We start from the raw sequence: 20,807 nt of genomic DNA on the forward strand, positions 1-20,807 counted from the left end.
TACTAATTAGCTAACTAAGCTAAGCAAGGATCTAATTATGTCGATTTTTGCGCATTGTGCTCGCGCTGTGTGTGGTCTTGCAATATTTTTCAGCTCTATAAACTTATTCGCTGCAGATCTTTCGTTTGTTGTGCGTGATCAATCTGGAGAGCCTTTAGCTAACGCCGTTATTGAGCTTGAAAGTTCAGCACATTCGTCACCGCAATCTTTGCCAGTAGCGATAATGGATCAGGTAGATAAACAATTCTCACCGTCAGTTTTAGTGATCCAACCAGGGCAGTCTGTGGACTTTCCTAACAGTGATAACATTCGCCACCATGTATATTCATTCAAGCACAGTAAAGTATTTGATATTAAATTATATTCAGACCGTCCAGAGCAGCCGGAGCGCTTTGAAGACCCTGGTGTTGTTGTGCTGGGTTGTAATATTCATGACTCAATGGTGGGGTATATCTATGTGGCAAATTCGAACAAAGTCATAAAAACCAATGCTGATGGCAAAGTGACTCTAAACGGCGTGACTTTACCTACTACCTTTACTGTGTGGCATCCTAATCAATTAACACCGCTCACTAAAAAGCAATCAGTCACCTTATCTGAGCAAGGCAAAGATGTAAGCATTAACGTTCAAGAACCTGCACCACGAAACACATTTGGTGAAATGTTTAAGGGCAACAATGATTAATAGTTTAAGAGGGCGCATCATTGCATTGTGTGTGAGCCTAGTCCTTTTGACTAGCTTAGTTAGCTTGGTAAGTTCCTGGTGGTCAGCGAATCGCTTTAATGATCAAAAGTTACTTGAAGACATTAATGTTGCTGAAAATGTTTTTAAACAGTATCTAAGTGCTAAAGAAAGTTTATTACTTACAGCTGCAAAAGTGTTGACCGCTGATTTTGGGTTTAAGCAAGCGGTTGCTACTCAAGACGCAGACACAATTAGTAGTGTGTTGAATAATCACAGTCGTCGCATAAATGCTGATGTGATGATGCTAATTGATTTATCTGGGCAATTAATTTCCGCAAATACTGATTTTAATCATACGCCTAGTGAATTTACCCCATTAATGAATCAGCTTATGGTCAATGCTGATCAATCGAACTTCATTGTGTTAGATAAAACGCTTTATCAGGTCATTTTATTGCCAGTTCGAGCTCCTCGTACTGTGGCATATAGTTTAGTGGGATTTGAAATCACAGACCGTGTGGCTGAAGAGCTGAAAAATCTCACCACGATGGATGTTAGTTTTATTGGCGAAGATGATGGTGTGGTTGAAACATCACTGGCCGAGCAGCCAAAAAATAACTCAGTATTAGCGCATTTTAATACGCAAACAACACAACGTATTTTTGGTGAAAAGCCCGTTTATCGTAATCGACTTGTGCAGTTACCCTCTCTACCAGGACATTTAGTTTCTGTATTGTTAAGTGCAGATCTTACTCATAGTTACCGAGAATTTGAGCAGCTGTTTTTTACTATTATTATTCTTGCTGCCATAACGGTTGTGATAGGTGTACTTACTAGTGGCATATTAGCAAAAAACCTTACCACTCCCTTATCAAAGCTCACCTCACTGGCACAACAATTTGCGCTTGGAAACTATAAAGCTGAGTTTGTAGGTAATAAGCAAAGTACAGAAATCATTACCTTAGTTGATGCATTTAATAACATGGGTAATGACATAAAAGAGCGTGAGCGGCAAATAAGTTTTCAAGCAAGTCATGACTCTTTAACGGGCTTTTTAACCCGCTCTGCGATGTTAGAAGCAATGGAGTCATTATTTGAAGAAGGTGCAGAATACACGCTGGTTGCAATCGATATACGTGGCTTACGTCATATTAATGATAAGTTAGGACCACGTATTGGTGATGATTGTTTAAAAGCGGTTGCACAACGTATTGCCGAATTTGCAGCGCACTCAAAAGGAATGAACGCACGTATTGGGGGGGATGAGTTTTTAACCATTCTGCCAGCAAGAGATACCGGGCAGTTTAAAGATGCTGTCATGAAGATGCTTGCACAATTACAAGCGGGTTATTTAATTCAAAGCTTAAACATCACGTTACGCTTTAGTGTAGGAGTTGTGCATTGCTTTTCACAAAGTGTCAGTCCTGAAGATCTAATGAGACGAGCATTGATTGCGGTTGACACCGCTTCTTGTGAGCACAAAGCCATTCATTATTACCAAGAAGGCGAAGATGAAGAACACCTTGAGCGTTTAGCGATTATTGATGAATTAAAGCAGGCATTATTGGATGATGATGGTCAGTTGTTTATGACTTATCAACCTAAGCTAAATATTAAAACACAGCGTATTGATAAAGTTGAATCGCTGATCCGTTGGCAGCGAAAAGACGGTCAATGGGTGTCTCCAGAGTTGTTTATCGACTTAGCAGAACAGTCGGGTGTTATTGTTGAGCTGACATCATGGGTTGTGAAGACCGTGGTTTCGCAAGTTGCACAGTGGCAACAGCAAGGGATTACGATGCAAGCTGCTATTAATGTTTCTGCACAAGATATTGCTTATCCTCATTTTTATTCGCACCTAGCAAAACAGCTAGAGCAACATAATTTAAGTGGCCATTTGATCACGATAGAGCTAACAGAGCGCGACATGATCGAAAATGAAGAGCAAGGCATTAAAGCGCTAGAAAACTTAAAAACATTAGGTGTAAAAATATCACTTGATGACTATGGCGTTGGGCAAACCTCATTGGGGCGCTTGAAGCTACTACCTATTGATGAGTTAAAGCTGGATAAGTGTTTTATTTTACAACTCGATCAATCGAAGCAAGATCAATTTATTGTTGAGTCAACGGTGAACTTAGGCCACCAGTTAGGTTTCTCTGTTGTAGCTGAAGGTGTTGAAAATAAACCATCGCTAGACTTATTGATAGACATGAAGTGTGATTATGCACAAGGTTACTATTTGAGTAGACCACTAAAATCAGAGCAATTTTTGCAGTGGTTAGAGGTATACAATGAAGCATCTTAATGGTTTTTTTAGCTTAGTTCTTTTAGCTTTTGCAAGTACGGGGCACGCAGCTTCAGGAAAATTATTAGCAACACCAGGCGTATCGCAAGTTGAAGGCAGCGCTGGCGGCGGTATCGTACCTTGGGCGCAACTTGCGGGCTATGCAAGCGATAACGAAATAGCCATCAATGGTTTTTGTAGCCGTGCAGATGTGAGTGATTACAGCTTAGATGTATGTGGTGCACAAGTTAACTTTTATGATCGTGTTGAGCTTAGCTACGCGGAGCAGCGCTTTGAAGTTCCTGCATTAAATACCGATATTGAGCAATCAATTACTAGCGCAAAAGTACGTGTCTATGGCGATATTGTTTACAGTAAATGGCCACAGTTGAGCGTGGGTGTACAACATAAATCATTGGATGATGGGAGTATTGCAAACCTATTAGGTGCAAAAGACACCAGCGGTACTGATATCTACTTAGCTGCCAGTAAGTTGCACTTGGGCGCTCTTGCAGGTTACAACTGGTTTTGGAATACCACCTTTCGCTACAGCGATGCGAATCAACTAGGTTTGTTAGGCTTTGGCGGTGCTGATAGCGATAAAGAGGTATTATTTGAAGCATCGACAGCGGTGTTTTTAACGCACCAATTAGCTGTAGGGGTTGAGTATCGTGAAAAATCCAACAACCTTGGCTTAGGGGAGCAAGATTGGCAGGATGTGTTTATTGCCTGGTTTCCTAATAAACATGTAAGTGTAACAGCTGCGTGGCTCGATTTAGGGCGTATAGCTGGTGCTGACGACCAAACTGGTTGGTATCTTTCTGTAACAGGGTATTGGTAATGATGAAACGTCTTTTTATTCTAGTGTGTTGTATTACTTTTCTTGGTTGTGCAGGCAAAAGTAATAACACCGTTTATCAGCAGATAGGCGGCCAACAAGGTATTGAAAGTCTGGTCGATAGTTTTATCAATCAAATAGGCCGTGATGCTGATATTTTGCCTTATTTTAAGCAAACGAATGTTGCACACTTTCGTCAAGGATTCATTATCCACTTGTGCAGTGTTACCAATGGCCCATGTGAGTATCAAGGTGATAGCATGGTCGATATCCATACTGGCATGCATATCACAGAGAAAGACTTTAATCGAGTTGTTGAACTATTAATAAACGCGATGGATGAGCAACAGATCCCGCAAACAGTGCAAAACAAGATTTTAAGCCGTTTAGCACCCCTTCGCCCTGAAGTCATTAATATTTAGCTTTTAACAAACTTTTTATTGATGGCTGAAACAAAAATGTAATTTATGTACAATGGCCGGCATTATCAACTATAAAGCTGTAAAAAATGCAACTATACTTTGATGTTCAACATCTTTATTACATTCCGCAGTACACCCCTGTATTAAAGGAGTTGTTATCAAATGGTCACCAAGTGTCGATGGTTTTCTATGAAAATCAAGATGCACGCAGTTTGGCTGCATGTAAAAGGTTTATAGAAGAACAGGGTATTAATGCGTTTTGGTTAACAAATAAAGAGGAAACCTTCTCTTTCTATCAAAACTCAGACGCAGATTGGGTTATTTTTGGTAATACCTTTGCCGGGGCTGAGCAGCTCAATAAGAAAACGGCGTTGATGCAACATGGTATTGGCCCCAAGCAGTGTTATTATGATGTATCGCATAATAAAACAACGGTACGTTTTGTTGAGGGAGAGCACAGGTTGCAGCGCCTCCAAGCGTTATACCCAGACGGTAACTTTGTTGATAGTGGCTACGCCAAATTAGATCCTATTTTCAACCAAACAATGAGTCATATTGACCTCAGTCGCTTAGGGTTAGACCCTAGTAAAAAAACACTTTTATATGCCCCTACTTTTTATCCAAGCTCGATAGAGTGTATGAGTGACAGTTTTCCTGCACACTGTGAGAAGTTTAATATCATCATTAAGCCGCACTTCTTTAGCTTGTTTAAACAAAAGTACAAAAAGCAGCGAACAAAACTTCAGCGATGGTCAGAGTTTAAAAATGTTTATGTAGCGAACGAGCATGACTTTGATCTAACGCCTTTTTTAGCAATCGCTGATATTATGGTATCTGATGCTTCATCAGCCATATTTGAATTTGCAGCACTTGAAAAGCCTGTCGTATGGTGTGATTTTTATAAGTTACGCTGGTCATATCGTGGTATTTTTTCATTCCGACTTAAATCTCGATTAGATGAAGATATTAAATACTTCAACAAGCTTTGCTCTCGGGCAGGAGACTATAACGAGTTGCAAACTATACTTAACTCCGATTTTTGTGAGACAGCAGAGTTTAAAGAGTCAAGAAAACACATTATTAATAAACTAGCGGGTAAAACGGACGGTCGCTCAGCTAAAAGAATAGTATCTTATTTAGAGGAGCATAAATGAAACGTGTAATAACGTTTGGAACATTTGATATTTTCCATGTGGGACATATTAATATTTTGGAACGGGCAAAAGCTTTGGGCGATTATTTAATCGTTGGAGTATCTTCTGATGAACTAAATCAAACTAAAAAGGGTCGTAAGCCTGTATATAGTGAATCAGACAGACTGAAAATTATTAGTTCTCTAAAGTGTGTTGATGAAGTGTTTGTCGAACACTCTCTTGAACTAAAAGGCGAATATATTAAAAATCATCAAGCTCACCTACTTGTTATGGGCGATGATTGGGCAGGACGCTTCGATCAATTTAAACATCTATGCGATGTGACTTATTTAACGCGAACCCCTTCTATATCGACTACAGAAATAATTGAGGTCGTAAGGCAGCCATAATACTGTCATCTAAAATTAACATAATAGCTATATGCACATTTATCTTCTTTCTAATTTAGGTTTTAAGATTTTCTCATATGGCTTTTATTTTTATCTCTCGCAGCAATGTACATGCACGCTATTATAAAAAATTAATTAAACAACTATCCTTCAATTGCACACTGCATATTATGGGCGTACCGCGATTAGGCGCTTTAAAATACCTAAAAATAGCGTCGCAAGTTGACTTTAATAAAGTTATTGCAAATCAACTATTACGCAAGCAGGCACGAAATAGCTTGTGGAGTAATGCAGTAATCATAAAAGTTTATACGATGTTTATGTTATGTGTAGAGCGCTGCCGCTTTGCTAAGTACTATGATTTACTTAAATCAGAGTCACCCGAAGCATTGGTGATTTGGAATGGCAATAAGCTGCCAAATATCACAGTATGTATGGCTGCTAAACAGCTAGGACTGACTACTTATTTTTATGAAAATGGGCTGCTACCGGGCACGACTAGTTTAGATCCGAGTGGTATTAACTATGCTGCATCTTTGCCAAGAAACAGTCAGTTTTATTTGAATTTCGACAAAGCTAACCAGCTACCATTTTCAGCTCCTGAGTTAATCCCTCGTATAAATCATAAAAAGCGTTGTCAATTTGATGCTATTGAGCTGCCCGAAAGGTATCTTTTTGTGCCTTTTCAAGTGCCTCATGATACACAGATAGCATGTTATTCACCTTGGTTAAAATCAATGGAAGCGTTATATGATGCAGTTGTGGCCTCGGTGAGAGAATTAGCAGATCCAAACCTTAAAGTTGTATTTAAAGAACACCCATCTTGGCATAAGCATTATGCGCACTTGTACGACAAAGACGACGTTGCAATTTTTGCAAATGGCAACTGTACTCGAGAACTCATCAATGGCGCTGAGGCAGTAATTACAATTAACTCGACAGTCGGCTTAGAGTCCTTATTACTAGATAAACAAGTGATTACCTTGGGACTTGCTTGTTACAACATTGATGAGCTTGTACTACACGCCAGTGATCAAGCTACTTTGATTAAGTCCTTAGAAAAACTACAAAATGGCTGGCAAGCAAATAGTATTGTAAGAGATAAATTTTTTACTTACTTAAAGCATGTGTATTGCTTGCCCGGTGTTTGGAAAGAATGTACAACTGAGCATGTTGAAGCGGTCGAAAAGCGCTTAACTCAGCAAGATACATTTGTACAGCTATCGCAAAAGGAAAGTTAATGAAAAACATTGTCTCGCCAGAGTGGCTTAACGAGCATTTAAACCACGATAATTTGGTTATTTTTGATGCCGGAATGGTGCGTCCTGGCCTGCCTGGGGAATATGCGCCTAAAGCAATGCTACCTAATGCACAGCGTTTTGATTTTAAAAATACGCTGGCAGATAGCACTAACCCTGTACCAAGTATGATGTGCAGTAGCGAGCAGTTTACAGAACATATGCAGTTTGCGGGGGTTAACCAAGACTCACTGGTTGTAATTTATGAAGACCAAGGCTTATTCAGTTCAGCGCGTGCGTGGTGGATGTTTAAAGCCATGGGTTTTGATAACGTAAAAGTTTTAAGTGGCGGTTTAGCTAAGTGGCAGGTACTTGGCTTTGCAACACAAGCAAGCTATTCAGCTGCTTCTGGGCAAGGCAATTTTGTTGCAAGCCCGCGTGCTGATTACTTTATTAGTGCTGAGCAAGTGCTTAACTCACTTGATGAGCAAAGCACACTAACACTCGATGCACGCCCTTATGCTCGATTTACAGGAGAGCAAGCTGAGCCGCGTGAAGGTATGCGCAGTGGTCATATTCCTAATAGTCGTTGTTTATCGCTGTCAACCGTATTGAATGATGGTGAGCTTAAACCGCTTAGCGAGTTGCAGGCATTATTTGAGCAACATATAGCGCCGCATCATACCCAATTGCAATTTAGCTGTGGTTCGGGTGTGACCGCTTGTGCAATAGCATTGTGTGCCGATGAATGCGGTTACGCTAACTTACGTGTTTATGATGGCTCTTGGAGTGAATGGGGCGCTCGTCACGACCTACCTATTGAAACAGGCCCGCATCAATAAACTCAGCGTAATTTTGCCAGCTGCCGATACTGTTTTTATTCAGTGGCTGGCGAATTTGTTTTTTACTTGCGGTGGCTGATGCTGCATTGTTTTTATAAAAAGTTAGGCAGTTTTCCTGCCAGCTTAAATCACAAAAAGCATAGAGCTTCTGAGTTTGTTGGGTAGGCTCGGCCACTAATTGCTCATAGCTTTGTAAAAAAACGTTTTCAGGATACTTGTTGGCAAAATGACTGACTAAAGCCAAGTAATCTTGATGGAATGAGGCTATATCTTCAAGTGTAAAGCTGTAGTGATGAAACACACTTTGCGGGCTATACATCTGCCTAAAATTGGCAATGCTGCAATCACGCCACTCCCGTTGCATACAAACGATTTTAGCATTAGGAAATGCCGCTAAAATAAAATCAATATAGTAAAAGTTAAATGGCTGTTTATCACAACTTATAAGTCCATCACTCAGCAGCTGTGCTCTTTGCTGATAGCTAGCGAGTGCTTTAGTTACAGCGGTTGATGAATAAGCTTTATCAAGCATTTCGCTATCAATCACACGAGCTGATTGCGTGGCGTGTTGTATCAATTGCGCAATATCATTTAATTCCCCAATACCTCGTAGCTGTGTACTTTGATTTAGGATTTTTTCAACTAAGGTTGTGCCAGAGCGGGGCATGCCAACAACAAAAACTGGTGAGAACTCAGAGTCACTACTTGCAAGTACTTGCTGCTTACTTTGCGTAATGAGTTTTTGACAAAAGCGGTGGTGTTGGCTTGCTTGATAATTAAGTTTACTTGCTATGGCTTGCTTACTTAGTGCAAAGTACTTAAATGCATTTTTGTAGTCATTGAGGTGCTCATAATTAAGAGCAAGACTATGAAAATACACTTGTTGTTCAACAATGCTTTTTTCTTTATCCGCTAAAGTTTGTAGTTTTTGAATATGTTGCTCTGCATCTAGAACAGTATTGAGTTCAGCCTGCGAATAGTGGGCTTGATAAAAACTAGCTTGCTTTGTGGTTAGTTGCTGTAACAAGCTTTTAGCTTCATTGAACAGTCCGTGAATTTTATAACACACCGCCAAATTATAGCTAATTTGTAGGTTATCTTTATTGCGTTGGTAGGCTGCTTGTTGAAAGCTAAGGGCGTCGTCATAATGCCCTAAACGGGTGGCAATATTAGCTAATGTATCAAAGTCAGCGGCGCTAAAGTCAGCTGTTTGCAACGCGCTTTGATAGTGTACAGCTGCATTACTTACTTTGCCTAACAGTACGTATAACTTGGCAAGGGCTAAATGGTAAATCGCAAAAGAGGCTAGGCTTAGCGCTTTTTCAAGGAGTTTAATCGCTTTGTTGATATCACCAGCTGCGGTGTTAACTTCGCTGAGTAAAAAGTAACAAACGTGGTCTTCAGGATTTTGCTTTAGGCGCTGCACAAGTAGGTAATGTGCATCGTTTAGTTGCTTGTTGCTTAACAACTGTTGGATATGAGCGCGAAGCGCTTGTTGGGTATCATTTAGCATAAGCGCATATTATATCAATTCACCAGAATACTTAATTATTAAAAAGCCCTGCCTAAAGGTGGCAAGGCTTTTATGGGTATGTTTAATTACAGCTCAAAGTTGTAGCTAAACTTCATACCGATAGTACGAGGCGCAGTGGTGTAGTGACCATAAACACGCTGTAGCTCAGGTAGCTCTTTATTAAGCTCAGCATATTGCGACATACCAGCCCAAGACTTATCACGACGTACAGAAGTGAATGCATATTTATCGAATAAGTTGTCTACGTAAAGCGTTGCAGACCACATATCGCCAGTAATTTTGGCAGATAAGTTACTTAGTGCATAACCCGGTAATACTTCGCCGTCAGCTTTTAAGCCTACTTTGGTGATCACATCGCTTTGCGCTGTGATACCGTAGTTTACACTTAATAACTTATCACCTAAGACATCTTGCTCGTAACGAAGACCAAACGAGAATTGATGCTCAGGAGCGCCCGGTAAACGGTCGCCTTTAGCACCATCATAGTAGCTTTGGTACTGCGCTAAGTCATCGCCTAACACACCAAATAAGTAAGGTGCATCTTCGGTCAATTCAGCCTTTGCATACGCGTATGTCGCATATGCAGCCCAATTATCACCAATCATTGCGCGAGTAGAAAGCTCAACACCTTTCGAATTAGCAGAGCCTGCGTTCGAGGTAATTAATTCTTGGCCATTTACAGTGCTGCTACCAACTTGCGCATCTTTCCAATCAACATTAAATAGCGCTGCATTGAAGTGTAGGCGGTTACGTAACCATGACGACTTAAAGCCTAGCTCATAGTTGACTGTTGTATCTGGCTTGTAATCTTCTTCGTTTGGTAGAGCACAAACAATTTGTTGTTCAGGTAGTACATCAGGGCACGGGGCAATACCGTTACCACCACCAATACGGAAACCCTCACTCACGGTAAAGTAAGCAAGCACACCATTATCGAATGTATAGTTAGCATTAAACTTGAATAAGTTTCCGTTATCGCTGGCGCTTACATTTTCCATAACTAGATTATCGAGTGAATCAAAATCCCCTGAGTAAAGCGGTGTTGCAGAACCTGATGTTGTTGATACATCGTATTCGTAAAAACGAGCACCTAAAGTTATATCAAACTGATCTGTGATGCTGTAGCCGATTTCACCAAAAAGTGCTTTTTCTGTGGTTTCACTATCTGAAATTAGAATATACTCAAGGTCTTGTTCAACATTGGGAATACCGCCACCCCAATACTCAGTCAGACCCGGCGTGTACTCACGGTCATCTGAGTAACTTTCTACTTTGTTGTAGAAGCCGCCTACAATCCAGTTAAAAGCACTATTACTATTTGATACTAAACGAAGCTCTTGCGTAAAGGTATCGCGATCTGAGGTATCGTGCGTGTAGCCAACAAAAGAAGGGAAGTCAGCATAACCTGACCAAATATCGTAAAGTAGATCAGTTTGATCGCGTTGACCAGACTGCTCATAGCTAGACCAACCAGATGCAGATACCAGCTCAGCAAAACCAAGATCTGCTTTTACTTCTAAACTTAATAAATCATTTTCTTCTTCGCCAGGCTCAAGTACACGAGCTACGTTTTCGTACTTTCCTGGGACACCTTGTAGTGCACTACTATCAGCAAGTGAGCCGTATTGCGATGTCGAGTTACCGCCATTTTCTTGCTTTTGATAAAAGTAGTTTAGCGTTGCATCAACATCTTCGGTTGCAAGCCAACGCAGTGATAAACGTGCTGTGGTGATTTGCTCATCGTTAACATCGCTTACGCTTTTTAAGTTGGCATTTACATCGCTGCTGTCTGAAAAGTCAGGGTTTGGGTTTGATACACCCGGTTCTTGAACCACGTGCGTATAGTCAATGTAACCAGGGTTATCGTAATAGTTTAAGCTGGCACGAAATGCGAGTTTTTCTTCAATAAGCGGAGTGTTGAATACCACGCCAAACTCACCGCCGGTGCCGTCGCTTTCGTTGATACTAAATACATCACCTGTAACCTGACCTTCTGTTAGATCTAGATCGGGCTGCTTAAGTAAGTAACGGATCGCACCGCCTAAAGTTCCCGCACCATAAAGTGTACCTTGTGGACCAATTAACACCTCTACACGGTCAACATCAGTTAAACGTAAGTCGATGCTAAGTGGAATTTCACCAACATAAGTGGCCACTGTGCCACTATCAGAAATACGATCAGAGGTATTTGTGTTTAAACCACGAACGATTATCGGAGAACCTTCACGGCCACCTTGATCAGAAATTGTTAAGCCTGGTACCCAGCGCGCGACATCTTCAAGATCACCAATGTTTTGGTCGCTAATTACATCACCATTTAGGGCTGTGATATTAAGCGGTGCATCTTGCACTGAACCTGCACGTCGTGTTGCAGTGATTTGAATAGTTTCAATTGATTTATCAACTTCTATAGCATCTTCAGCTGCAAACGTCATATTGCTATTGATTAAAACCGCAGAAATTGCACTTGCAAGTAGAGCAGGCTTAAAGGTGTTCATGATTGATTCCGATTATGTTGTAGTAAATTTATGCTCAAAAATTAAACAAAGTTAATAATTTAAGCGTAATTCTAGAGTGAATTAGTGAATTTATATCCAATTATAATGTATTTTTATTCTTTTCGTCATGTCTTATTTGCAAAAAAATTCACGTTATTTGAATAAATACTCTAGTGAGGAGTCGTTAGTCATTGAAGGGACAATGAGTACACCCGTTGGTGCAGCACTTACCACGCTTTAAAAAGAACCAGCGGCTAAACACCATATAGTTGTTTTCTAATGTGTAATCGAGGTTTTCAATCAAATTACCATGCTGGTAAAAGGGTTTCGCAAAGGCTATTTGCTCAGCCAGGGGCTGTTCATATAGTTTTGATAAAAAGATATTTATCTGTTTTATAGTACACTCACGACATAAGCAGGATGTTGCATTATTAATAGGTAAGATTGCAGGCAGTTCGTTACACCAGCAGGCATTTATATCATCAGCACGACATGTTAATGAGGCACCGCAGTGTGAGCAGGTAAGGGTTGTCATTGAGTCAAGGATTAACCGGTCAGTTTAAAAGGTAAGCATAGCAAATGGATAAATTACACGCATTAAGTCAGTTCGCTTGTTTTGGGGAGCTTTGGGATGAGGCTATCACTGTAATTGCTGCCTGCCCAGATAGCCAAGAGGGTGAATATATATTGACCAAGGCAGTATTTCGCCAAGTTCTAGAGCGAGCCATTAATGGTGAAATTGATTTTGACGATCTGGTGCTTTGGGCCAGTGTTTTAGAGTCTCGTCAAGATATAGATGAGAGCGCCGTTGAAGGTGCTGTGTATGCTTTAAGTAATCATGAACAAATGGGTGAACTTACAAAGATGACATTAGTAAGGTTGTTAGCCTTGGTATAAAAATAACTCATCATTAGATGGTAGATTTCTATTACCATTAATTTTAGCTACAATATGCGCCGTTTAATTTTTCGGTAATCACAGTGGCTAATATTTTTAATAACGCAGTTTTAGCGCTTCGCGCACAGCAAATGAGCGAATCAAGGCGCGAATTTAAAGCACGAGGTGCAAAGCTTACTCGTTGTGAGCGTTGTTTATTAGCTGAAAACTATTGCATTTGTGAAGGTGTTGAACAAGCGCAGTGTAATGCCGCAGTGTGTTTACTGATGTATCATAATGAAAGCTTTAAACCATCGAATACAGGGCGTTTGATTGCTGAAATTATTCCTGAAAACTATGCATTTAAGTGGGACAGAACAGAACCTGATCACGCATTATTAGCCTTATTACAAGACCCACAATATCAGCCAATGGTGATTTTTCCGGCGAGTGATGTTGAAGATGAAACGCGAGTAATCGATGAAGTATCGCCACAGCAAGGTAAGCGCCCATTGTTTATCTTTTTAGATGGTACTTGGCGTGAAGCAAAAAAGATGATTCGCAAAAGCCCTTATTTAGATAACTTACCTGTATTGTCTATTACCCCAGAAAAGCTTTCAGATTATCGTTTACGAGTTGCTCCACATGAGCATCAACTTGGTACAGCTGAGGTCGCGATAATGGTGCTTGCTCTTGCAGGTGAAGTAGATGCTACACAAAAGCTCGAAACGCACTTTATAAAGTTTAGGGATGCATATTTACTAGGAAAGCGAAATAAAGGACGCCCAGAGTAATACTACTTTGCTTAATTAATCCCTCAAAATGATTAAGTATTGTTGCGGATTGGAATAACTATTTTTAGGCAAAAGAAAAGCGCGAACTATTGCTAGTCGCGCTTGCGGAATCTTCTTAATTTTTTGCATCCTGCAATTGAATCTAATCAACTCCCTAAACTTTGCCTATCCATGCGATTGCACTTTACTTTTTGGTTCTATGCAATGTAAGGCTTTCCAGCCTTGTTTCCTTGTCACTCCTTTACATCCATGCGGGTAATTTCTTTACCTATCCTTTACGCGTCGTCCTGACACATATCCATATGTTAGCAATTCCATTGCGATACCTTTCGGCCTGTCCTTTAATCCACTTTTTAAACATCCTGTATAACAACGTCCTGTTGTTATGCCATTTCACATCATCCTGATGTTGTCCTTAGTGTGTCATTCCATTGCGTTACTCTTCCTGAGCCTGTCCTTAGTTCCTTTTTATCCTAATGAACCTTATTCCGCGGTTTTATGAGTAATACTTCCATATCCGTTTACTCATTAAGCTTCTTGCTTAGTTGTTGTATATAAGTATAGGGAATTAGTGAGCATCGAATAGGTCAAAATCGCAATTAAAATAACGGTTACATTATTGTAATTAATAATAAATCACTATTTATCAATGCTTTAAGCTTTTTTAGGGGCGGTTTTTCGAGTTTTTTTACTCAATAACTGCCATTTAGGTGAGATATATCTTACAAGTAAGTTCTCAAATGGCAGTACATAAAGTTATAGGGGGAATATAAACGGGTGCACTTTTAGCAGAGTATAGGTAAAATATTTTGATAATTGTTATTATTTAGGTGCCAACAATGAAAAAAACAGCCTTACTGATTTTGACTACTTTAATGAGTACGTCAGCACTTTCTGCCGATGTGGTTAATATTTATTCGTTTCGTCAACCATTCTTAATTCAGCCAATTTTAGATGACTTCACCAAGCAGACTGGTATTAAAACCAATGTGGTGTTTGCGAAAAAAGGCTTAATTGAACGTGTGAAACGTGAAGGTAAGCACAGCAAAGCTGATTTGGTGCTTACTTCAAACTTTAGCGCACTTATTCAATTAGAAGATCTTGGCTTAACTCAATCAATAAAAAGCGATGTTATAGATGCAAATGTTCCTAGCACATTTCGTGATGCTGATGGCCAATGGATCGCTTTAACGAAACGAGTTCGTAATGTTTACTCTTCAAAAGAGCGTGTTGGCGCACTCGCTGATTTAAGTTATGAAGACTTGGCTGATCCTAAATATAAAGGCAAAATCTGTACTCGCTCAGGTAAGCATCCATACAATTTAGGTTTAGTTGCTTCTATGGTTGCGCACCATGGCGAAACAAAAACTAAACAATGGTTAGAGGGCGTTAAAGCCAATTTAGCACGTAAGCCACAAGGTAACGACAGAGCGCAAGTCAAAGCTGTGAAAGAAGGATTATGTGATCTGGCATTAGGCAACAGCTACTATTTTGGTAAAATGATGCAAGATGAGCAGCAAAAGTCATGGGCTGAAGCGGTTAATATTAACTTTCCAAACCAAACCAGTCGTGGCTCACATATTAATGTTTCGGGTGTTGTTATGACGCGATACGCTAAAAATCCGGAAAATGCCTTGAAACTGATTGAGTATATGACCGACAATAAAGCGCAAAATATGTATGCTTCGGTCAATATGGAATACCCAGTAAAGCAAGGGGTTGCATTGTCTGAGATGGTTGCGTCATGGGGTGAGTTTAAAGAAGATAGTCTTGCTCTTGATGAAATAAGTAAATACCGTCCTGTTGCGTTAAAGCTTATTGACGAAGTAAAGTTTGACTTATAACGAGGTTTTTCCTCGTCTTTTATAAAAGCTGTTTTTTAACAGCTTTTATTTTATCTGGTATTAATCCACTTATGCATGTGAAGTTTTCGTTGTCGCGTTGGCAAGTATTGGCTTGGCTAATCGGTTTGCTACTTGTTACGCCGCTAGGTTTTTTATTGTTTGAATCTCTGCAAGGTGGTTCGGATGTCTTTCAGCATTTATTCGATACTGTTTTGTGGGACTACACGCGTAATACCCTTGTACTCATAGCAGGGGTTGGGTTATTGAGCTGTGTTATTGCGCTGCCGCTTGCGTGGTTGACTGCGTACTGTGAATTTCCTGGTCGAAAACACTTTGAATGGGCACTGATGCTGCCTTTGGCAATGCCAACTTATCTCATTGCTTATGTTTATACGGACTTACTTGATTATGCTGGGCCTGTGCAAATTGCGCTCAGGGACTGGTTTGATTGGCAGTCACCCGATGATTATTGGTTTTTTGATATTCGAACTTTGCCGGGTGCAATTATTATGATTGCATTAGTACTGTATCCGTATCTTTATCTTATTTTTAAAACGGCCTTAAGAGAGCAATCTTTTAAATTAGTGCAAGCTAGTCAGTTAATGGGGTTATCGCCATTACAAAGCTTTTTACGGGTAAGTTTACCGCTTGGTCGAGGGGCAATTGTGGCAGGAGTTACGTTAATCAGTATGGAAGCTATGGCTGATTTTGCCACTGTTAATTACTTTGCAGTGAGCACACTAACGACCGCTGTTTACGATACCTGGCTTGGCTATTATTCATTAACCGCTGCGGCAAAAATATCAGGCATTATGCTGCTTATTTTGTTTCTCACTATTATGGTTGAGCGCTTTAGTCGTCGTAATCAAGCTGTGTATGAACGCCAGTCGAGCATTAACAGCGCAACTTTATATCGCTTTAAAGGTAGCACAGCATGGGCTGCAAGTTTAGTCTGCACAGTTGTGTTGGTACTTGCTTTTGTCTTGCCAGTTGGAGTGCTTGTTAAATACGCCATTGTTTATGCGGATGAAGCATGGAATGGGGCATTTTTTAATTATGCTTGGCAGAGCTTTAAAGTCGCCATTGCTGTCAGCCTAGTGACAATCCTTCTTAGCTTGTTGGTACTGTTTTATCAGCGTATTGCTAAACAAGCGTATCCACTCATTCCGGGGCGTTTAGCAAGTACGGGTTATGCGCTACCGGGTACGGTACTGGCGATTGCGGTATTGTTACCACTAACACAAATTGATGATGCACTTAATCAATGGCTTGAACCAATAGGTTTATCGCCGGGTTTACTTCTGAGTGGGACATTATTTGCGATGATTTTTGCGTATATTGTGCGCTTTTACGCGATTGCACATGGCGCCCTTGAAAGCAGCTTTTTACGTATTAGCCCTTCTCTTGATATGGCAAGTCAATCTATGGGTAAAAGTGCATTTCAAACCTTGTATAAAGTACATCTGCCTTTACTTAAACGCGGCATTTTAACCGCTGGGCTTCTGGTATTTATTGAATGTATGAAAGAGCTACCCGCGGCCTTGTTATTACGACCGTTTAATTTTGAAACTCTTGCAACTCATGTTTTTCAATATGTTAGTGATGAGCAGTTAGAGTTAGCGTCTATCTCAGCCCTATTTATTGTGTTAGTCGGGCTTATTCCTTTGTATTTCGTTAATCGTTCGATGGAGCAAAATCATTCATGAGTCATTTGATAATTAAAAATTTAGCTTATCAATACAATGGCACTAAGGTATTGGATGCGCTTAATTTGAATGTTGAACAAGACGAAATCGTTTGCCTGCTGGGGGCAAGTGGTTGCGGTAAAACAACGACGTTAAAAGCGATTGCCGGAATTATAGAGCCCTCACAAGGTTTTATGAGCATTGATTCGCTTGTCGTTAATGACGACAAGCATTTTGTTGCACCAGAAAAACGTAATATTGGCATGATGTTTCAAGATTACGCGTTATTTCCTCACTTATCGGTGAGCGACAATATTGCATTTGGTTTAACCAATATGAGTAAGTCGCAAAAGCGTGAGCGCGTGGATGAAATGCTGATCTTAGTTAAGTTAACTGGCTGTGCAGAACGTTATCCGCATCAATTATCAGGTGGTCAACAACAGCGTGTTGCAATTGCTCGTGCGCTTGCTTATAAACCCAGCTTGTTATTACTTGATGAGCCATTTTCTAATATCGATACGCAGGTTCGCTTTGAGTTAATTGCCGACATCCGCCGTATCATTAAAGCTCAGCAAGTATCAGCAGTATTTGTTACCCATTCGAAGGAAGAGGCGTTTGCGTTTGCTGACACCTTGGCTGTAATGCATGGTGGAAAAATAGCCCAACAAGGCTCATCAGAACAGTTATTTAGCCAACCTAACTCAAAGGAGGTTGCAGAGTTTCTTGGTACAGGCATATACTTAACGGCGAAAGTCTTAACGCCAACTGAATACGAAACGGCGTTTGGTGTAATACATTCACTCACAGTAAATAACAGTGCTCACAAACAAGGGCAAGTTTATGTACGGCCTCATTATATTCAGTTATGTGAAGCTGATCAGAGTGATGAAAATAGCCTGACAATTTTGCACAGACGCTTTATAGGCACACGTTATGTTTATCGTGTGAATATAGCGGGGCAGGAGTGTGAAGTCGCTGCAGAGCAAGACCGCGTGTTTGCAGTTGAGCAGCCTGTAAAAATAAAAATAATGCCGCACACAGTCAATTTTTTTCATGATTAGTACTACTTAACAATCTTGAATTCTTGGCTAGGTGCAAATAACGAGAAGCTAAGGATTCACTATGGCGCAAGCGCAATCTGGGATTTGTGCTGAAGCAAACTTACATGGTTTGCACCTGTTTTTTAATGTTTATGATGGCCATGACGAGTCATTACGTAAAAAGCTAAAACGCGTGAGCGTCATTCAAGATGAGTTTGCGGATCAGTTCTCAGAAGCCATGCTGTCGTGCGTGGTTGCGCTTGGTGCGCAATATTGGCCGCATATTTTGCCTGAGTTTATTCCAAGTCAATTACAAAGCTTTCCTAATGTGACTCATAGTGAACATGTTATGAGTGCACAGCCATTTGATTTATTTGTACAAATTCGTTCAGACCGTGAAGATGTTAACCATCTTTTTGCCCTACAGATCTTGAAATTATTTACGCCAGATGTAGAACTTGTGGAGCAAGTGCGTAACTTTCGTTTTTTAGATGGCCGCGACTTTAACGGCTTTATTTATGCGGGTGACACCCCTCATGGTAGACAAAAACGCAGTACCGCATTGATAGACAGGCCGGGGCATTTTGAAGATCAAGGCAGCTACATTCATGTTCAGCGCTTTGTGCACGATTTAAGTGTTTGGCAACATTTGTCGTTATCAGAGCAAGAGCAAATCATGGGGCGTACACGTCTTGATAACACCTTGATTGTGCCCGCTGTAGAAACCAGTCATGCGGTTCGTAGTGAATTAAAAGATGAGCATGGCCAGCCACTATTGCTAAACCAAAGCATGCCATTTGGTGATGTGCATAAGCAGGGAATTTTAATGGTTTCGTGTGCTGCGCAAGGGGATGCGTTTGAACAGGTATTAAAGAGTCGCTTAGGGCAGGGCGATTGCTATGATCATTGGCTCGATTTTACTCAAGCCGATATGGGATCTGCGTTTTTCGCCCCGTCAGTAAACTTTTTAAAGCAGCTTTAAACTGTATCGAATAAAGTGCGCACGCGCTCAAGCGTGACATCGATTTCAGAAATCTTCGCAGGGGCGATAAAAATAGTGTCGTCACCTGCAATCGTACCTAGTACACCATCCGCCTTACCGAGTGAATCAAGTAAGCGAGCAATTAATTGTGCTGCGCCTGGACTGGTGCGAATAATGATCATCATTTCGTTATGCATAATATCGATAACAAGTTGGCGAAGCGGGCTTTTCGCTGTTGGCACACCCATTTCAGCCGGTAAACAATACACCATTTCTTGTTTTGCATTGCGAGTACGTACCGCACCGAACTTGCTTAACATGCGAGAGACTTTACTTTGGCTAATATTATCAAAGCCTTGCTCTTTTAATGCTTCGACAATCTCACCTTGTGAGCCGAAGTTTTCTTCTTTTAATAGCGCTTTAAACGCTTTGATCAGTGCTTCTTGTTTGTCTTGTGGTTGCATGTTGCCGTTTCTTTATTCATAAAATGTAGGGTAATTCTACACAACTCTGCATATTTATGCAGTATTAGTTTACAAAGTCGTCCAAAATGCTGTGTCTTTACAGCCAAGTTTACAACTATGGTCGAAATTATACGCGAAATAAGCAGGATAAATTTGTTTTTAGTCGCTAATTTCATTATCTTTAGGGCCACAAATATTTCCTACCTCAAATTACGGAGAATTCCAATGAAAGTTGCTGTTTTAGGCGCAGCTGGCGGTATCGGCCAAGCATTGTCTTTATTATTAAAAACAAGTTTACCTGCAGGTTCTGAATTATCATTATACGATGTTGCCCCTGTTGTTCCTGGTGTAGCGGTTGATCTTTCTCACATCCCAACAGACGTTAAAGTTGAAGGTTTCGGTGCTGATAACCTAGACGATGCTTTAGTTGGTTGTGATATCGTTCTTATCCCAGCGGGTATGCCGCGTAAGCCGGGTATGGACCGTGCGGACCTTTTCAACGTAAACGCAGGTATCATCAAAACATTAGCTGAAGGCATCGTTAAAAACTGTCCTAAAGCGTTAGTTGGTATCATTACTAACCCAGTAAACGGCACTGTGCCAATCGTTGCTGAAGTATTCAAAAAAGCGGGTACTTACGATGCTGGCCGTGTATTCGGTATCACAACACTTGACGTGATCCGTTCAGAAGCATTTGTTGCTGAACTTAAAGGTTTAAGCGCTACTGACGTTAAAGTTCCAGTGATCGGTGGCCACTCAGGCACTACAATCCTTCCTCTTCTATCTCAAGTTGAAGGTGTTACTTTCACTGACGAAGAAGTGGCAGCATTAACTCCACGTATCCAAAACGCAGGTACTGAAGTTGTTAACGCTAAAGCGGGTGGCGGTTCAGCGACTCTTTCAATGGGTGCAGCAGCAGCACGTTTCTGTATGTCTTTAGTTAAAGGCTTACAAGGTGAAGAAGTGGTTGATTACGCATACGTTGCAGTTGAAAACGGTGACGCAGCATACTTTGCACACCCAGTACGTTTAGGTAAGAACGGTGTTGAAGAAATTCTTTCTTACGGTGAATTAAGCGCTTTCGAAGAGCAAGCTAAAAACGACATGCTTGAAACGCTTAATAAAGACATCCAAGAAGGTGTTGATTTCATCAACGGTTAATTCCGATAGATGATAGGTGCTATTAAAGCACCTAAAACAAAAAAGCCTGCATATGCAGGCTTTTTTAATGGCTC

General features: G+C 40.6%; 19 protein-coding genes. 15 read left to right on the forward strand and 4 right to left on the reverse strand.

The features are described from left to right. The first annotated feature begins 37 nt into the window (after positions 1-37). The 8 genes from ACSFVZ_RS01015 (at position 38) to ACSFVZ_RS01050 (ending at position 7,855) form a co-directional block, all read left to right on the forward strand. On the forward strand, positions 38-685 hold the full coding sequence (locus tag ACSFVZ_RS01015) for a methylamine utilization protein (RefSeq protein WP_138557025.1): 648 nt from the start codon (positions 38-40) through the stop codon (positions 683-685). Continuing rightward, the gene (locus ACSFVZ_RS01020) at positions 678-2,993 is read left to right on the forward strand and encodes a bifunctional diguanylate cyclase/phosphodiesterase (protein ID WP_435557935.1); all 2,316 of its coding nucleotides are present in this window, start codon (positions 678-680) and stop codon (positions 2,991-2,993) included. The genes ACSFVZ_RS01015 and ACSFVZ_RS01020 overlap by 8 nt, the downstream gene beginning before the upstream one ends. Then, positions 2,980-3,813, forward strand: coding sequence for a DUF3034 family protein (locus tag ACSFVZ_RS01025; RefSeq protein WP_138557024.1), 834 nt, complete (start codon positions 2,980-2,982; stop codon positions 3,811-3,813). The genes ACSFVZ_RS01020 and ACSFVZ_RS01025 overlap by 14 nt, the downstream gene beginning before the upstream one ends. 2 nt (positions 3,814-3,815) lie before the next feature. After that, the gene (locus tag ACSFVZ_RS01030) at positions 3,816-4,232 is read left to right on the forward strand and encodes a group I truncated hemoglobin (RefSeq protein ID WP_135926319.1); all 417 of its coding nucleotides are present in this window, start codon (positions 3,816-3,818) and stop codon (positions 4,230-4,232) included. An 86-nt stretch (positions 4,233-4,318) separates the two neighbouring features. Continuing rightward, positions 4,319-5,386 carry a CDP-glycerol glycerophosphotransferase family protein gene (locus tag ACSFVZ_RS01035; RefSeq protein ID WP_135926139.1) on the forward strand — a complete coding sequence of 356 codons (1,068 nt, stop codon included), beginning with the start codon at positions 4,319-4,321 and terminating at the stop codon, positions 5,384-5,386. Then, complete coding sequence (locus tag ACSFVZ_RS01040) at positions 5,383-5,775, forward strand: FAD synthase family protein (RefSeq protein ID WP_135926138.1); 393 nt, start codon at positions 5,383-5,385, stop codon at positions 5,773-5,775. The genes ACSFVZ_RS01035 and ACSFVZ_RS01040 overlap by 4 nt, the downstream gene beginning before the upstream one ends. 77 nt (positions 5,776-5,852) lie before the next feature. Then, entirely contained in the window at positions 5,853-7,016 is a 1,164-nt protein-coding gene (locus ACSFVZ_RS01045) for a capsular polysaccharide export protein, LipB/KpsS family (RefSeq protein WP_348714831.1), read from the forward strand. Then, positions 7,016-7,855, forward strand: coding sequence for a sulfurtransferase (locus ACSFVZ_RS01050; protein WP_435557936.1), 840 nt, complete (start codon positions 7,016-7,018; stop codon positions 7,853-7,855). Before ACSFVZ_RS01045 ends, ACSFVZ_RS01050 begins: the two co-directional genes overlap by 1 nt. Here ACSFVZ_RS01050 and ACSFVZ_RS01055 read toward each other — a convergent pair. From ACSFVZ_RS01055 to ACSFVZ_RS01065, 3 genes are all read right to left on the reverse strand, one after another. Further along, positions 7,830-9,368: a tetratricopeptide repeat-containing sulfotransferase family protein gene (locus ACSFVZ_RS01055; RefSeq protein WP_435557937.1), complete on the reverse strand. Its 1,539-nt coding sequence runs from the start codon at positions 9,366-9,368 to the stop codon at positions 7,830-7,832. The two genes, ACSFVZ_RS01050 and ACSFVZ_RS01055, sit on opposite strands and share 26 nt — an antisense overlap. A gap of 86 nt (positions 9,369-9,454) precedes the next feature. Further along, entirely contained in the window at positions 9,455-11,887 is a 2,433-nt protein-coding gene (locus ACSFVZ_RS01060; protein WP_435557938.1) for a TonB-dependent receptor, read from the reverse strand. 184 nt (positions 11,888-12,071) lie between these two features. Continuing rightward, positions 12,072-12,422, reverse strand: a complete 351-nt coding sequence (locus ACSFVZ_RS01065; RefSeq protein WP_135926133.1) for a DUF5522 domain-containing protein — start codon at positions 12,420-12,422, stop codon at positions 12,072-12,074. Positions 12,423-12,466: 44 nt separating this feature from the next. On the opposite strand from ACSFVZ_RS01065, the gene ACSFVZ_RS01070 reads away from it, so the two are divergent. The 6 genes from ACSFVZ_RS01070 (at position 12,467) to ACSFVZ_RS01095 (ending at position 19,108) form a co-directional block, all read left to right on the forward strand. After that, a complete protein-coding gene (locus ACSFVZ_RS01070; RefSeq protein ID WP_295512637.1) occupies positions 12,467-12,784 on the forward strand; it encodes a hypothetical protein in 318 nt (105 codons plus the stop codon). 131 nt (positions 12,785-12,915) lie between these two features. Then, a complete protein-coding gene (locus ACSFVZ_RS01075; protein WP_135926318.1) occupies positions 12,916-13,557 on the forward strand; it encodes a tRNA-uridine aminocarboxypropyltransferase in 642 nt (213 codons plus the stop codon). Positions 13,558-14,396: 839 nt separating this feature from the next. Then, positions 14,397-15,401, forward strand: coding sequence for a Fe(3+) ABC transporter substrate-binding protein (locus ACSFVZ_RS01080; protein WP_435557939.1), 1,005 nt, complete (start codon positions 14,397-14,399; stop codon positions 15,399-15,401). Between the two features lie 71 nt (positions 15,402-15,472). After that, a complete protein-coding gene (locus ACSFVZ_RS01085) occupies positions 15,473-17,107 on the forward strand; it encodes an ABC transporter permease (protein WP_199527359.1) in 1,635 nt (544 codons plus the stop codon). Continuing rightward, positions 17,104-18,147 (forward strand): ABC transporter ATP-binding protein, encoded by a 1,044-nt coding sequence (locus tag ACSFVZ_RS01090; RefSeq protein ID WP_435557940.1) that lies wholly within the window; start codon positions 17,104-17,106, stop codon positions 18,145-18,147. Before ACSFVZ_RS01085 ends, ACSFVZ_RS01090 begins: the two co-directional genes overlap by 4 nt. Positions 18,148-18,208: 61 nt before the next feature. After that, positions 18,209-19,108: a Dyp-type peroxidase gene (locus tag ACSFVZ_RS01095; protein WP_435557941.1), complete on the forward strand. Its 900-nt coding sequence runs from the start codon at positions 18,209-18,211 to the stop codon at positions 19,106-19,108. Here ACSFVZ_RS01095 and argR read toward each other — a convergent pair. Then, positions 19,105-19,572 (reverse strand): transcriptional regulator ArgR, encoded by a 468-nt coding sequence (argR, locus tag ACSFVZ_RS01100; RefSeq protein ID WP_063702957.1) that lies wholly within the window; start codon positions 19,570-19,572, stop codon positions 19,105-19,107. The two genes, ACSFVZ_RS01095 and argR, sit on opposite strands and share 4 nt — an antisense overlap. Positions 19,573-19,797: 225 nt before the next feature. Here argR and mdh point away from each other — a divergent pair, with 225 nt between their 5' ends. Further along, the gene (gene mdh / locus ACSFVZ_RS01105; RefSeq protein WP_138557013.1) at positions 19,798-20,733 is read left to right on the forward strand and encodes a malate dehydrogenase; all 936 of its coding nucleotides are present in this window, start codon (positions 19,798-19,800) and stop codon (positions 20,731-20,733) included. Positions 20,734-20,807 lie beyond the last annotated feature (74 nt).

Source organism: Pseudoalteromonas nanhaiensis, assembly GCF_051235485.1.
GTDB classification, from domain to species: domain Bacteria; phylum Pseudomonadota; class Gammaproteobacteria; order Enterobacterales; family Alteromonadaceae; genus Pseudoalteromonas; species Pseudoalteromonas lipolytica_C.